The following is a 14229-nucleotide window of genomic DNA, read 5'->3' as shown; positions in this document are numbered from 1 at the left end:
AGAGTTATTAAATGCAGTTATTTGTAAATGATTTAACCGTTATCGACTTCTCGTACTGTTGTGCTGAACGTGGCATTGTGGGCGAAAGTTGGATTGTTGATGTTTTGCTTGAGGGTAGTTTAAATGAAATGAGTATGGTGCTTGATTTTGCTGTGGTTAAAAAGCAAATTAAGGCCATTATAGATGATGCGGTTGATCATAAGTTATTATTGCCCATGCAAAATAACGCCGTTAGTATGGAAGTTTCCTCCTATCGAGCAGGTCATGAATTTGTCAACTTCAGTGCTAAGCAGAGTAGCTACTATTTACAATCACCGAGCTGTGCATTTGCCAAAATAGATACTAAGCAAATAGACATCGCGGCGGTGACTCATTACTTAACCGATATAATTTTGAGTCATTTACCAAAAAATGTCCAAGGTTTGACATTAAATCTACGGCCAGAAAATATTGATGGTGCGTATTATCACTATACCCATGGTTTGAAATTGCATGACGGTAATTGTCAGCGTATCGCCCATGGTCATCGTTCAAAAATTCATATCTATAAAAATGGTCAACGCTCAGCAGCGCTTGAAGCGGCTTGGAGTTCACGTTGGCAAGATATATATCTTGCGAGTGAAGCTGACCGCATGGCGTTAAGTGAGATAGAATTGTCAGCTACAGCTATGGCTAATTTGACGCCCGATCACCAATTGTTTTCTTACTTTGCGCCACAAGGTCGATTTGATATTGCCGTGACAAGTAACATTTTAGATGTGGTTGATTGCGACTCAACGGTTGAGCTATTGGCTGACTTTATTGTCCGCCAACTTAAAAAGCAAGCACCGAACGATGAATTTAAAGTGGTTGCTTTTGAAGGTGTTGCTAAAGGAGCTATTGCTGATGGCTAAACAGTATTCATTATTATTAACACTGACCTTTATCGCTAGCTTAGTTGCCACACAAGCAGTGTCAGCAAAAACATCAACTCAAACACAGCTGAGTGAGCAGTTTTTTCAAGGGGCGTTAATTGTGGGTAAAACAGCGCCAGAAAATAAAGTTATGCTTAATGGTAAAGTGATTAAAGTCTCTTTAAACGGCGACTATGCCTTAGGTTTCAGTCGAGATGAAAAAAATAATAGTGAACTCATCATCACTAGCCCAAGTGGCGTAATTGAAAAGCAGATATTAAAACCGCTAAAACGTGAATACAATATTCAACGGGTTGAAGGTATTGCTAAAAGCATTATGAACCCTAACAAAAAGGCCAATATCCGTGTTAAGGAAGATAATAAAAAGATTAAAGCCGCTCGAAAAATTGACAGTAACTTAATCGCGTTTGCTCAGGGATTTATTGCCCCTATTGAAGGGGTAATTACTGGTGTTTATGGTAGTCAACGTTATTATAACGGTGTGCCTAAATGGCCACATTATGGTTTAGATTATGCAGGTGATACAGGCGACGCTGTTAAAGCGCCTGCCGATGGTACTGTGCTTATGTTTGTCTCTGATATGTTTTACTCAGGTGGCACAATGATCATAGATCATGGTCATGGTGTTAGCTCAACATTTTTGCATTTAAGCGCTTCATATGTCAGTGTTGGCGAGAAAGTAAGCAAAGGGCAACTAGTCGCTGCTGTTGGCGCGAGTGGTCGAGCGACAGGCCCACACTTAGATTGGCGCATAAATTGGTTTAATATGCGCTTAGACCCAGCATTAGTCTTAAAGCTCAAGCCGTTGAAATAAAAATAAAAATAAAAATAATTTAGCTAAGGTTATAAATCAGGTTGCTATGAAAAAATTCCTTCTCTTAGTTTGTTTAATGGTAAATTTTACTAGTGATGCCAAAAATTTCTATGTTGGCTGGGAGCTTTGGTTTCCTTACCAATATCGTAATAGCCAGCAAGAGCTTGTAGGTTTAGATTTTGAAATTTTCAACACAATATTTGCCAAAGTTGGTTATACAACAGAATATACTGAATTACCCTGGAAGCGACATTTACACTATATAAAAACCGGTGATATGGATGTTGCTATGGGCGCGTCATTAAGCGAAGAAAGACAGCGTTATGCTATTTTTAGTGAAGCTTATAGGCAAGAGACCGTGAATTTATTTGTTAGAAATGGCCAAGCTAATAGTATTAAGTTAGGTGGTTTATCAGACTTAACCAACAGCAATTATATGATTGGTATCGAAAGCGGTTATTATTACGGTGATGAATATCAAGCATTAATGAAAACGGTTGAATTTCAAGAACATATTGTTGAAGTCGTTGATATTGAAGAGAATGTAACATTACTATTAGCTGGGCACATTGATGGTTTTTTGGTTGATCCGGCCACCATGAAAGCCTTCTCTGACAAGTACAAAATGGCTGGAGAGTTTGAAAAGCATGCTTTAAGTATTTACCAGGCAGACATTCATATTATTTTCAGCAAAAAATCGGTTAAACCTGACGTGGTTACAGCGATTAATCAGGCCATTGGTGATTTAAAAAAATCTGGTGAGTTAGATAAAATAATTAATAAATGGAGTCATCCTAATTAAGGGTAAAATGACTTTTCAATACTGAGTTTCAATACTGATGAATAAATGTAAAGCCACACTTGTTGGCTGTTAAGTTAGACCGAATCCAGTAAAAATAATATAAACATCTTATCTGAGCTTTAAAGCTGACTTCTCCGAGTCGGTGTTAACTGCTTTAAATCTAGTCTGTCTTAGGCCAACTAACCCAATAGATTAAATTTCAATATTAACATTAATGTTAATATTATTTTTCTTGTTAATACCAATTTCACTAATTATCTGATCATTTTTGCTGGTTAAAATAACTCACTACTGCGTTATTTAATAATTAGAACAACTCGTTATTAAATAAATGCCTTGTGTTTGGTCATTTTTCCTGCGTATAAAGTAGACCACCTAATTAATGAAATGGGTATAAGTTCATTGCCGCGATTGTTTTCGGTAAAGTGTTTTCAGTTAAGTGTTTTCGATTAAGTAGTTTGGTCATTAAGGGTTGAACTTGTCGATGTAGTTTGAATAATTTGATTTCTTAACCATTTATTGGCAGGGTCAAAATCGACATTACTGTGCCAATATAAATGCACGTCAATATCGTGCAAACTCACGGGCAAGGCAAATACCCGCAAATCAAGCAGCTGGCTGTACATTTTCGCTGTTGTTTCGGTCAGTGTAAGCAACATGTTGTTGTCAGCAATGACTTGGCAGGCAGAAAAGGCATGCTGACACCTCAAGCCAATTTTTCGTTGTAGTCCTAATCGTCCTAACTCAAAATCTTCAATACTTAATCCTACTGTGCGAGATGAAACCAGTACATGTTCTTGTGAGAGGTAGGTCGCTAAATCAAGTGTCGATTTTACAATAGGGTGGTTTTCGCGTGCCAGTACCACCAATTTGCTTTGATCTAATTGGGTATGCAAAATATTGTCACTAACCGGCAATAAGGTGTCTATCGCTAAATCAATATCACCACTGGCCAATTTGTTTTCCAATTCATGGCGATTGACTCGGCGACTACTTTGTAAATTAATTAAAGGCGCTTCTTTTCTGATGCGTTGCATTAAAGGGGGTAAGTATGAGGCTTCTAAAGCGCCATGTAACGAGACATTGAAGTTATTACGCGAGACTAAAGGTTCAAACTGTCTAGACTGCGCCAAGCAAACTTTTAATTGCTGTAAGGCTTCACGCACATCGGCAATAACATTATTGGCAACCGGTGTTGGCCGCATCTGATTACCTTGACGAATAAATAAAGCATCATCAAAATTATGCCGAAGTTTACTTAATGAATGACTCACGGCAGGTTGCGATAAGTTAAGGGCTGAAGCCGCTTTGGTAATATTTCCTTCACAGTAAATCGCTTCAAACACCACAAATAGATTTAAATCTACTTTCATACTTTCTCCATTTAATTTAGCAATCATTAAGCCACTATGGGTCATGTTATTATTTTAATATCAGTTCATTTTTGGCTACTAGTTAGCTAGATTACAAGTAATCCTACTTATTATCTATTCATAATTTGAATAGTAAGTCATAAGAACTATTCATTTGCATAATTTTATGTAGGCACTTAGCATAGATTAATCGCGTTAAGCTGATATTTTAATCATGACAATGGTGAGCAATAAAATGGCAAGTAATAAAGTGGTGAGCAATAAGATGATCATAAAAGAATATTTCAATCTAATGCAAAACCAATACGTTATGGCAGTAGCCTAGTTTTATGGCCGCTATTTATCTTATTCGCCATGGCCAAGCCTCATTTGGTAAAGCTGATTATGATCAGTTATCTAAAAAAGGGGCAATGCAATCTCAGTTATTGGGTAAGTATTGGCAGTCATTACCGGCACCCGAGCACATTTTTTCGGGCGATTTACTGCGCCATGAACAAACCCTTGAAAATTTTTTATTAGGGTATCAGGGTGGTAAACCCACAAGGATTTTACATTCAGGTTTTAATGAATTTAACCATGTAGAAGTGCTAACAGGTTACGACGGCCAATGGAGAAATTTTGCTGATAAGGTAGAAAAAACCAATCAGTTAGCCAACGCCAATCAGGTTTTTCAAGCAGAATTTTCACTGGCCATTAAACGCTGGGTTGGTGGCGCATACGACAGTGATTATATTGAGAGCTGGCCACAATTTAAAAAACGTTGTATCACAGCTTTGCAAGACGTTATTAACCAAGCATTAATGATTAAAAAATCCTTAATTAATACCGAGCGGTCAAACGATATATGTATTTTTACCTCGGGCGGTACAATCTCTGTGCTTGTTCAACATATATTAGGTTTATCAGATCAAAATACACTGGCAATCATTCAACAGTTACGTAATACCGGTGTGACCAAATTACTCTTTTCAAAAAAAAACTTAAGCATTGATTATGTTAATAATTATAGTCATCTAACCCAAGCGGGTGCTGACTGGGTCACGTTTAGGTGAGATAAGCGTTAAGAGACAAGTGAAAATAAAGACAAAATTTATAACAAGGAATGAAGATATGAGTACCAATTTGTTTGATTTAACAGGAAAAATTGCTTTAGTTACCGGTGCAAGCAGAGGCATTGGCGAGCATATCGCTAAACTGCTCGCAGAAAACGGCGCTCATGTTATTGTCTCGAGTCGTAAAATAGCTGGTTGCCAAGCCGTTGTTGAGCAAATTATTGCCGCGGGTGGCAGTGCACAAGCCATTGCTTGTCATATTGGTGAAATGGAGCAGATAGAAGCCATATTTGCTCAAATTTCAGCAGAGCACGGTAAGCTAGATATATTAGTGAACAATGCCGCGACAAATCCATACTTTGGCCATGTATTAGATACTGATTTAGCGGTGTTTCAAAAAACAGTTGACGTTAATATTCGGGGCTATTTTTTCATGTCAACGATTGGCGCTAAATTGATGAAAGAAAATAACGGTGGGGCGATTGTTAACGTGGCCTCTATTAATGGTGTTATACCGGGTGATTATCAAGGTATATATTCTATTACTAAAGCCGCGGTTATTTCGATGACCAAAACGTTCGCGAAAGAATGTGCTCAATTTAACATTCGTGTTAATGCCATATTACCCGGCGGCACAGACACTAAGTTTGCCTCTACCTTAGTTAATAATCCAAAAATATTAGCACAAATGTTGCATCACGTGCCGATGAAGCGAGTGGCTCAGCCTGAAGAAATGGCGGGTACTGTCTTGTACTTGGTTTCCAACGCTTCAAGCTACACCACAGGTACGGCGATTAATGTTGATGGTGGCTATTTGATTGGCTAGGTAATAGCCTTTAAAATTTATATAACAAGCGTAAATTAGTGGTGGCTCAGGCTTTTAGACTTATTGTCGCCGCTTTAGTTAATTTACTCAGAGCAAATAAAAAATGAAAAAGTTTAGGGAATAAGATGAGTAGCATTGACGCAGAAACAAGTGCAGAGAAAAAATCTGAAAATAAGGGCGAAACTAACACCTTAACTAAAGCCGTAACTAACACGGTAACTAGTGCCGCTAAACTATTTCAATCCTTCTCTATTGGTGGTTTAACCTTAAAAAATCGTACTGTCATGGCACCGATGACCCGGACATTTTCGCCAAACTATATCCCAACCGACGAGGTAGCTCAATATTATCGTCGCAGAGCCGAAGGTAACGTTGGCTTAATTATTACCGAAGGCACTTTTATCTCACATAAAGCCGCCAACGGTTATGAGCGTGTGCCGGCTATTTTTGGTAAAGAAGCCTTAGCGGGCTGGAAACATGTGGTTGATGAAGTTCATGCCGCCGGCGGAAAAATTGCCCCGCAGTTATGGCATGTCGGCTCAGTACGTAAAGAAGGCATAGGCCCAGATAAAACCATACCGGCTTATAGCCCCTCAGGTTTGTATAAGCCGGGCACACCCAACGGTATTGCCATGAGCCAAGCAGATATTGATGAAGTGGTTAGCGCATTTGCTCAAGCGGCTGCTGATGCTAAGGCTATTGGTTTTGACGCGATTGAAGTGCATGGCGCGCATGGTTATTTAGTTGACCAATTTTTTTGGCAAGGCACCAATCAACGCAACGATAAGTATGGCGGCACATTAGAAAATAGAGCACGTTTCGCTGTTGAAATAGTGCAAGCCATTCGCCTTGCTGTTGGTGAAGACTTTCCAATAATTTTTAGATTTTCTCAATGGAAGCAACAAGATTACAAGGCTAAGCTTTGTCAAACACCTGAAGAGTTAACAAGATTTCTATTGTTACTCAGCAATGCCAGTGTTGATATTTTTCACGCTAGCACGCGTCGCTTTTGGCTACCTGAATTTGAAGGTTCAGCCCTTAATCTTGCCGGTTGGACAAAAAAAATCACTAATAAACCGGTTATCACTGTCGGTAGTGTGGGTTTAGATAGTGATTTTACCGGTGAAGGCAGTGTCGACCTTGGGGGGACATCAAACCCAACCAGTATCGATGGTTTGTTGGCGCGTTTAAATAATGATGAATTTGATCTGGTCGCTATCGGCCGAGCATTGCTAGTTGATCCACAGTGGGTCAATAAAATTAAAGACAATAAAGCCGATGAAATCGCACCATTTAATAAAGCCGCGCTGATGAAATTAAGTTAATCGCCATCGCAGAAGTGTTCGCGAGAATGTGAATTTAAGACTGCAGAGGGTTAATGGCGCTAAAACGACATAAATAACAGCCAGATATTACAAAATAATAAGGATCACCCATGGATTTTGAATACAGCGACAAAGTTAAAGCATTAATGGTACGTGTCAGCACATTTATGGACAGCCATGTTTATCCTGTTGAAGCACAAATGCATGAGCAAGTAGCTCAGGATCAATGGTCAACCCCGCCCTTAATGGAAGCACTTAAAGCCAAGGCGAAAGCCCAAGGCTTATGGAATTTATTTTTACCGGTAAGTTACGGTAAATATAGTGCCGGGCTAACTAACTTAGAATATGCTCCCCTTGCCGAAATTATGGGCAAAGTGATGTGGGCACCAGAAGTGTTTAACTGTGCGGCACCTGATACTGGCAATATGGAAGTATTGGCTAAATATGGTAATGAAGCGCAGAAAAAACAATGGTTAGAGCCGCTACTTGAAGGAAAAATTCGTTCAGCATTTGCTATGACCGAGCCAGAAGTTGCCTCAAGTGATGCGACCAACATTGCACTTCGCATAGAACGTGAAGGTGATGAATATGTTATCAATGGTCGCAAATTTTATATCAGTGGCGCCTGTCGCAAACAATGTGAAATTATGATCGTGATGGGAAAAACGGATCCTGACAATAGCAACCGCTATATTCAGCAGTCTCAAGTGCTAGTGCCGATGAAAACACCGGGCGTCACTATGGTACGTCCAATGCAAGTGTTCGGTTATAACGACGCCCCCGAAGGGCATGCTGAAATCACCTTTGACAATGTCCGCGTACCGGTTGAAAACATTATTGTGGGTGAAGGCAAAGGTTTTGAAATTGCCCAGGGTCGTTTAGGCCCAGGTCGCATTCATCATTGCATGCGCTCTATTGGCGTAGCACAACGTGCGCTTGATTTAATGTGTCATCGGGTTAACGAGCGCATTGTTTTTGGTCGCCCCATGATCAAACAGCAATCAGTGCGTGAAGACATTGCTATTTCTGCTTGTCAGATTGAACAAGCACGCTTGATGACCTTAAAAGCGGCGCAAAAAATGGACACTGACGGCAATAAAGCCGCTAAAGATATTATCGCTATGATTAAAATTGTCGCGCCAAGTATGGCACTTGATGTACTTGACCGTGCTATTCAATGCCATGGCGCCGTTGGTGTCAGCCAAGATACCTTTTTGGCCCATGCCTTTGCTGGCCAAAGAACTTTGCGTTTAGCGGATGGACCAGATCAAGTGCACATGATGCAACTTGGCCGCGATTTAGTGAAAAAGACAACCTCAGGCCAATTGCTGTAAACATTGAGCAGGTTAAATCAATAAAAGAGATAAACAGATGACAGCAAGCTTTGCTTTTGATCTAGAAAAATTAACTCAATACCTTGAGTCTCATGTCGCAGGTTTTATTGGCCCTATCACATTAAGCAAGTTTAGCGGTGGGCAGTCAAATCCTACTTTTAAAGTCACGGCTGAATCGGGTTTGTATGTATTGCGCAGCCAACCACCGGGCAAATTGTTAAAATCTGCCCATGCCGTTGATCGAGAATTTGAAGTACTTAATGCCCTTAAAGATACAGACGTACCTGTTGCTCAGGTTTATCACCTTTGTCGCGATACCAGTATTATTGGCGCTATGTTTTACTTGATGGAGTTTTGTGATGGTAGCGTTTACTGGAGTCCGGCATTAGCTGAAATTTCAACCAATGCTTATCGCAGCCAACTATATGATGCGATGAATAAAACCTTAGTCGCTCTACACAGCGTTGATATTGACCTAGTAGGTTTAGCTGATTATGGCAAAGCAGGTAACTACTTTGAACGACAATTTGCTCGTTGGTCTTCGCAATATCGTACGACAGAATTACAGCAAATTTTGGCTATGGACCAGCTGATACTTTGGCTTGAAAAACACCTGCCTGAAGACGATGGCCGAGTTTGCTTAGTACATGGTGATTTTCGCTTAGACAATATGATGTTTGCCAAAGACAAGCCTGAAGTCATGGCTGTACTGGATTGGGAATTATCGACGTTAGGACATCCTTTTTCTGATTTAGCTTATCAATGTATGCAGCTGCGTATGCCACAAGGGATGGGCTCAATCGATGGCCTGCAAGGTGTTGATAGGGTGAGTTTAGGCATACCCACAGAAGCCGAATATGTTGCAAGTTACTGTCAACGTATGGGCATTGACCGTATCGACAATTGGACCTTCTACTTAGCATTTAGCTTTTTTAGATTAGCGGCAATAGTGCAAGGCGTGGCAAAACGCGCGTCAGAGGGCAACGCATCAAATAAACAGGCCGATAAAGTGGGGGCCTTTGTTGAACCTTTAGCGCAAATGGCTTTAAGTATTATCGAGCAGGAAGGCGAACAGGCAGCCGAAAAAACAGACGAACAAACAACAGATAAGTAATGTCAAAGGTAAGTTTTGAATAAAATATAGCCATGTAAATTGAGTGATAACGGCGCGTTATAACAAAAAATTCATCAACAATATTTGAAATGTAAGGGAAATACCATGGATGCACTATTAGATTTTACAGGAAAAGTAGCTGTTATTACCGGCGCAGCGCAAGGCTTTGGTCAGCTGTTAGCACAAGAGTTGGCTAAGCGTGGTGCCAAGTTAGTGATCAGTGATATTAACGAGTCTGGTGTGTTAAAAGTGGCTGAAGATATAGCATCAACCGGCGCTGAGGTTATTGCACTGGCCTGTGATGTTTCAAAAAATGATGACTGTAAAGCTATGGTCGACACCGCGATTAAACACTTTGGCCGTGTTGATATAGGGGTAAATAATGCCGGTGTCGCCCACGAATTTATGCCACTACATGAGATAGACGAAGCCATAATGGACAGTCAATTTGCCATTAATGTTAAAGGTGTTCAATTTGGCATGCGCCATCAAATACAACAAATGTTGCAACAAGGTGAAGGTAGCATTCTCAATGTGAGTTCTATGGCTGGCCTAAGTGGTGCCGCCAGAGGTAGTGCTTATGCGATGGCTAAACATGCGGTGATTGGTTTAACCAAATCGGGTGCGGTTGAATATGGTCGCCACAATATTCGTATCAATGCCATTTGTCCCTTTTTTACCTTAACGCCTATGGTGACTAATTTTGCAGACCAAGAACAACAACAGAAAATGGCTAGAGGCGCTCCGATGAATCGCTTAGGCGAACCTAAAGAAATTGTTGCCATGATGCTGATGATGTTATCTCCAGCGAATACCTACATGACAGGGCAATGTATCGCCATAGATGGCGGTGTTTCAGCGCAATAAGTTAATAACCATGTAATCACTTGCACTAACTCGCTGTTATTTAGCTAAGTCAAAAGATGAGAAGATAATTTTATGTCGGCAACATTAATGAATGAACGTGATCTTGAATTTATGCTTTATGAGCTTTTTGATAGTGAATCACTGATCAAACGAGCACGCTATCAAGACCATGACCGTCAAACTTTCAATGAGGTCATCAATACGGCTAAAGCCATAGCTGAGAAATACTTCTTACCTATTCGACAAAAACTTGATACGCATCAGCCTACTTTTGACGGTAAAAACGTCAGCCTTATCCCTGAGTTAAAACCGGCTATTGAAGCGGTAATAGCCTCGGGTATTGCTTCAGCTAGTGCAGATTTCGCCTCAAATGGCATGCAATTACCGGCCATTATTGCAAGCGCGGCTAACACCTATCTAACCGCCGCAGGGGGTGTTGGCTTAGGTTACAACATGTTGACCACGGCTAATGCAAATTTACTGCAAGCCCATGGTAGCAAAGCCCTGATTGAAAAATGGGTTAAACCCATGCGCTCAGGACGATTCATGGGCACCATGGCGATGACCGAGCCAGGCAGCGGCTCAGGGCTTGGCGATTTAATCACCAAGGCGGTTAAGTCAGCAGATGATACTTATCGCATTAGCGGTAATAAAATCTATATTTCTGGTGGCGATCATGACTTAAGTGAAAATATTGTCCATCTAGTACTTGCGCGAGTAAAAGGCGCAGTGAAAGGTATTAAAGGTATTTCATTATTTGTCGTGCCAAAATTTTTAGTGAACCATGACGGCACTTTGGGTGAGGATAATGAGGTGGCGCTAGCGGGTTTGTTTCACAAAATGGGTGGTCGCGCTCACACCTCAACAGCCTTAAGCTTTGGTGAAAAAAATGGCTCAGTGGGCTACTTAGTGGGTGAAGAGAATCAAGGGCTTAAGTACATGTTTCATATGATGAATGAGGCACGTATTATGGTAGGTACTAGCGCTGCAACACTCGCGGTTGCCGGTTATCAATATTCACTTGATTACGCAAAAAACCGTCCACAAGGGCGCTTGCCATCATGCAAAGATCCACTTTCCCCCATGGTTAATATTATTGAACACGCCGATGTTCGCCGTATGTTACTTGCGCAAAAAGCCTATGCTGAAGGCGCACTTGCACTGGTGCTTTATGGCTCACAACTGAGTGACGACGAAAAAACAGCGCCCACAATTGAAGCACGACAAGATGCACAAGTGTTATTAGACTTTTTAACGCCAATTATAAAAACCTGGCCGTCAGAATACGGTACTAAAGCTAACGACTTAGCTATTCAAGTATTGGGTGGACATGGTTATATTAACGAGCATCCTGTTGAATTGTTTTATCGTGACAATCGTTTAAATGCTATTCATGAAGGCACCACAGGTATTCAGTCGTTAGATTTATTAACCCGAAAAGTACCGATGAATAAAATGGCCGGCTACACAGCAACCCTAGCCGAAATTTATAAAACCATTGAACAAGCAAAATCCTATAAAAATTTAGCTGAATTTTCTAGCCAACTCAGTGCCGCTGTTGAAACCTTAAAACAAACCACTCAAGTGCTATTAGGTGCAATGTCGACCCGTAATATCGATTTGGCTTTAGCTAACTCAGTAAAATACCTTGAATTTTTTGGTCAGGTTATTGTCGCCTGGTTATGGTTAAAACAAGGCATAGTGGCTAGCGAAGCACTGAGCAAACAACCGCATCAAAGCGATGAGGATTTTTATCACGGAAAGCTGCAAGCATTACAGTATTTTTATCGCTTTGAGTTACCAAAAATAGCGCTATGGTCGAGTATTTTAGTTAATGCAGACAGTACAACCTATGACATGAAAGTAGACTGGTTTTAAAGCTTAACTGGCCTTAAATAACTATGTACTTAAATAACCAGGGTCTTAAATAATCATGCGCTTAAAAGGAAATTTACTATGCCAACCATAATAACAAAAGATCAATTAGCCAACTACATTGGTTTTGAAGCTGAGCCAACCCCTTGGCACCAAATAACGCAGGCGCAAATTAATCAATTTGCGGATTGCACCCTAGATCATCAATTTATTCATATTGATGAAGAAAAGGCAAAAGCAACGCCATTTGGCGCAACCATAGCCCATGGCTTTTTATCTTTATCAATGCTTTCTCATTTTGCGGAAGACTTCAGTGTCATTATTGAGGGTTGCTATATGGGCTTAAACGCGGGCTTTGACAAAGTCAGGTTCTTGCAGCCGGTTAAGGTAAATAGTCGTGTTAGAGCACATGCTAAAACGCTAGCGATTGAAGAGAAAAAACCAGGACAATATCGTTTATCTACACAAGTGACGGTTGAAATTGAAGGTTGCGACACGCCGGCATTAGTGGCGGAATGGCTTTCAGTGCAAATGGTGAAATAACGCTATCTATCGTCTAAATGTGGATTATCTAAATGTGGGTAATTAATAAACAACTAATTAAAGCCTGTTAAGGAAGTATTATGCCAATAAGTTTTGAAGGTAAGGTCGCCATTGTTACGGGCGCGGGTAATGGTTTAGGCCGTTCACACGCCTTAGCACTTGCCGCACTTGGTGCAAAAGTGGTGGTTAATGACTTAGGTGGTGCGCGCGATGGTAGCGGTGCATCGTCACAAGCCTCCGAAGAAGTGGTGCGTTTAATTACAGAAAATGGCGGTGAAGCTATCAGTCACGGTGCTAACGTTGCCAATTTTGATCAAGTACAAGACATGGTGAATCAAGCCATGGAAAAATGGGGTCGTGTTGATATCTTGATTAATAATGCCGGTATTTTACGTGATAAATCTTTTGCTAAAATGAGCTTAGATGACTTCAAACTAGTGATGGATGTTCATGTTATGGGCTCAGTTAATTGCACTAAAGCGGTTTGGGACATCATGCGCGAACAAAACTATGGCCGTATCGTGATGACCACCTCTTCAAGCGGTATGTACGGTAATTTCGGTCAAGCAAATTACGGCGCGGCAAAAATGGCGGTGTTAGGTTTAATGAATACCTTAGTGCTTGAAGGTGCAAAAAATAACATTCGCGTCAATGCCCTAGCGCCAACTGCAGGCACACGTATGACGGAAGATTTAATGCCGGCAGAAATTGTCCAAGCTTTTGCACCTGAAGCGGTGACGGCCGGCCTGTTAACACTGTGTGATGACGATGCCCCTAATCGCTTTATTTTATGTGCTGGCGCAGGCGGCTATTCAAGTGCCAGTATCTTTGAAACCCAGGGTTGTTTTATTGCCGGGAAAAACCAAAATCCTGAAACTGTGCGTGAACAATGGCCTGAGTTAACTAATCAAACTGGCCAAGCGGCATTAGCCTCAGGAGCCAAACAAGGTGAAAAGTTTGTTTTAAAAGCCATGGCTTTTATGAAAGCACAACAAAACAGTCACGCGTAACTATTTGGCTAAAGAATTCGCGAATAATTTTGATGATGAAATTGTGCCGGTTACAGCAACAAAATTAGTGATGGACAAAGCAACAGATGCTATTAGTAAAGTAGAAGTTTTATATTGTGCTCAAAAGCTGGGTATTCCAGAAGATCGTCTGAATGTAAATGGTGGTGCTATTTCAATTGGTCATCCATACGGCATGATTGGCACACGTATGGTTATGCATGGGTTAATTGAAGGGTACCGACGCGGTGTGAAATATGTGGTGATCAGCATGTGCATTGGTGGGCAGGGTGCAGCAGGTTTATTTGAAGTACCTTAAACATTAAGGCAATGTAGCACGGCAGCAAAAATAATATTAAGATCACTTATTAAATGCCACTTTT

General features: G+C 40.8%; 13 protein-coding genes and 1 pseudogene. 13 read left to right on the top strand and 1 reads right to left on the bottom strand.

What is annotated here, in order from left to right; translation table 11 throughout:
• Positions 1-11 precede the first annotated feature (11 nt).
• From H4J54_RS03740 to H4J54_RS03730, 3 genes are all read left to right on the top strand, one after another.
• A complete protein-coding gene (locus H4J54_RS03740) occupies positions 12-893 on the top strand; it encodes a 6-carboxytetrahydropterin synthase (protein ID WP_182189604.1) in 882 nt (293 codons plus the stop codon).
• The gene (locus H4J54_RS03735) at positions 886-1728 is read left to right on the top strand and encodes a M23 family metallopeptidase (protein WP_182189603.1); all 843 of its coding nucleotides are present in this window, start codon (positions 886-888) and stop codon (positions 1726-1728) included. The genes H4J54_RS03740 and H4J54_RS03735 overlap by 8 nt, the downstream gene beginning before the upstream one ends.
• Before the next feature lie 76 nt (positions 1729-1804).
• Entirely contained in the window at positions 1805-2530 is a 726-nt protein-coding gene (locus H4J54_RS03730) for an ABC transporter substrate-binding protein (RefSeq protein ID WP_182189602.1), read from the top strand.
• A gap of 449 nt (positions 2531-2979) precedes the next feature.
• Here H4J54_RS03730 and H4J54_RS03725 read toward each other — a convergent pair whose 3' ends face one another.
• Complete coding sequence (locus H4J54_RS03725; RefSeq protein WP_182189601.1) at positions 2980-3903, bottom strand: LysR family transcriptional regulator; 924 nt, start codon at positions 3901-3903, stop codon at positions 2980-2982.
• A 329-nt stretch (positions 3904-4232) separates the two neighbouring features.
• Between H4J54_RS03725 and H4J54_RS03720 the strand changes: the two genes are divergently transcribed.
• The 10 genes and pseudogenes from H4J54_RS03720 to H4J54_RS03675 form a co-directional block, all read left to right on the top strand.
• Positions 4233-4955 carry a histidine phosphatase family protein gene (locus H4J54_RS03720; RefSeq protein WP_182189600.1) on the top strand — a complete coding sequence of 241 codons (723 nt, stop codon included), beginning with the start codon at positions 4233-4235 and terminating at the stop codon, positions 4953-4955.
• Positions 4956-5013: 58 nt separating this feature from the next.
• Positions 5014-5781 carry an SDR family oxidoreductase gene (locus H4J54_RS03715; protein WP_182189599.1) on the top strand — a complete coding sequence of 256 codons (768 nt, stop codon included), beginning with the start codon at positions 5014-5016 and terminating at the stop codon, positions 5779-5781.
• A gap of 125 nt (positions 5782-5906) precedes the next feature.
• Positions 5907-7106 carry an NADH:flavin oxidoreductase gene (locus H4J54_RS03710; protein WP_182189598.1) on the top strand — a complete coding sequence of 400 codons (1200 nt, stop codon included), beginning with the start codon at positions 5907-5909 and terminating at the stop codon, positions 7104-7106.
• A gap of 110 nt (positions 7107-7216) precedes the next feature.
• Positions 7217-8440 carry an acyl-CoA dehydrogenase family protein gene (locus H4J54_RS03705; protein ID WP_182189597.1) on the top strand — a complete coding sequence of 408 codons (1224 nt, stop codon included), beginning with the start codon at positions 7217-7219 and terminating at the stop codon, positions 8438-8440.
• A 37-nt stretch (positions 8441-8477) separates the two neighbouring features.
• Positions 8478-9554, top strand: a complete 1077-nt coding sequence (locus H4J54_RS03700; protein WP_182189596.1) for a phosphotransferase family protein — start codon at positions 8478-8480, stop codon at positions 9552-9554.
• Between the two features lie 105 nt (positions 9555-9659).
• Positions 9660-10421: an SDR family NAD(P)-dependent oxidoreductase gene (locus H4J54_RS03695; RefSeq protein ID WP_182189595.1), complete on the top strand. Its 762-nt coding sequence runs from the start codon at positions 9660-9662 to the stop codon at positions 10419-10421.
• Positions 10422-10493: 72 nt separating this feature from the next.
• Positions 10494-12299: an acyl-CoA dehydrogenase gene (locus tag H4J54_RS03690; protein WP_182189594.1), complete on the top strand. Its 1806-nt coding sequence runs from the start codon at positions 10494-10496 to the stop codon at positions 12297-12299.
• A gap of 78 nt (positions 12300-12377) precedes the next feature.
• Positions 12378-12839, top strand: coding sequence for a MaoC family dehydratase (locus H4J54_RS03685; protein WP_182189593.1), 462 nt, complete (start codon positions 12378-12380; stop codon positions 12837-12839).
• A gap of 80 nt (positions 12840-12919) precedes the next feature.
• Positions 12920-13849, top strand: coding sequence for an SDR family NAD(P)-dependent oxidoreductase (locus H4J54_RS03680; protein WP_182189592.1), 930 nt, complete (start codon positions 12920-12922; stop codon positions 13847-13849).
• Positions 13850-13949: 100 nt separating this feature from the next.
• A pseudogene (locus H4J54_RS03675) lies at positions 13950-14165 on the top strand (acetyl-CoA C-acyltransferase); the annotation flags it as partial.
• Between the last annotated feature and the right edge of the window lie 64 nt (positions 14166-14229).

It is taken from the genome of Colwellia sp. MB3u-8, from assembly GCF_014076985.1.
Lineage (GTDB): Bacteria > Pseudomonadota > Gammaproteobacteria > Enterobacterales > Alteromonadaceae > Cognaticolwellia.
Note: the sequence above shows the minus strand (reverse complement) of the source record. Positions and strands in the feature narration are given on the sequence as shown.

Excerpts from the sequence above, each read along its gene's own strand:
- H4J54_RS03700 (WP_182189596.1), top strand. The coding sequence starts at position 8,478 with ATGACAGCAAGCTTTGCTTTTGATCTAGAAAAATTAACTCAATACCTT.
- H4J54_RS03705 (WP_182189597.1), top strand. The coding sequence starts at position 7,217 with ATGGATTTTGAATACAGCGACAAAGTTAAAGCATTAATGGTACGTGTC.
- H4J54_RS03740 (WP_182189604.1), top strand. The coding sequence starts at position 12 with ATGCAGTTATTTGTAAATGATTTAACCGTTATCGACTTCTCGTACTGT.
- H4J54_RS03715 (WP_182189599.1), top strand. The coding sequence starts at position 5,014 with ATGAGTACCAATTTGTTTGATTTAACAGGAAAAATTGCTTTAGTTACC.
- H4J54_RS03720 (WP_182189600.1), top strand. The coding sequence starts at position 4,233 with ATGGCCGCTATTTATCTTATTCGCCATGGCCAAGCCTCATTTGGTAAA.
- H4J54_RS03735 (WP_182189603.1), top strand. The coding sequence starts at position 886 with ATGGCTAAACAGTATTCATTATTATTAACACTGACCTTTATCGCTAGC.
- H4J54_RS03730 (WP_182189602.1), top strand. The coding sequence starts at position 1,805 with ATGGTAAATTTTACTAGTGATGCCAAAAATTTCTATGTTGGCTGGGAG.
- H4J54_RS03690 (WP_182189594.1), top strand. The coding sequence starts at position 10,494 with ATGTCGGCAACATTAATGAATGAACGTGATCTTGAATTTATGCTTTAT.
- H4J54_RS03685 (WP_182189593.1), top strand. The coding sequence starts at position 12,378 with ATGCCAACCATAATAACAAAAGATCAATTAGCCAACTACATTGGTTTT.
- H4J54_RS03695 (WP_182189595.1), top strand. The coding sequence starts at position 9,660 with ATGGATGCACTATTAGATTTTACAGGAAAAGTAGCTGTTATTACCGGC.
- H4J54_RS03710 (WP_182189598.1), top strand. The coding sequence starts at position 5,907 with ATGAGTAGCATTGACGCAGAAACAAGTGCAGAGAAAAAATCTGAAAAT.
- H4J54_RS03680 (WP_182189592.1), top strand. The coding sequence starts at position 12,920 with ATGCCAATAAGTTTTGAAGGTAAGGTCGCCATTGTTACGGGCGCGGGT.
- H4J54_RS03725 (WP_182189601.1), bottom strand. The coding sequence starts at position 3,903 with ATGAAAGTAGATTTAAATCTATTTGTGGTGTTTGAAGCGATTTACTGT.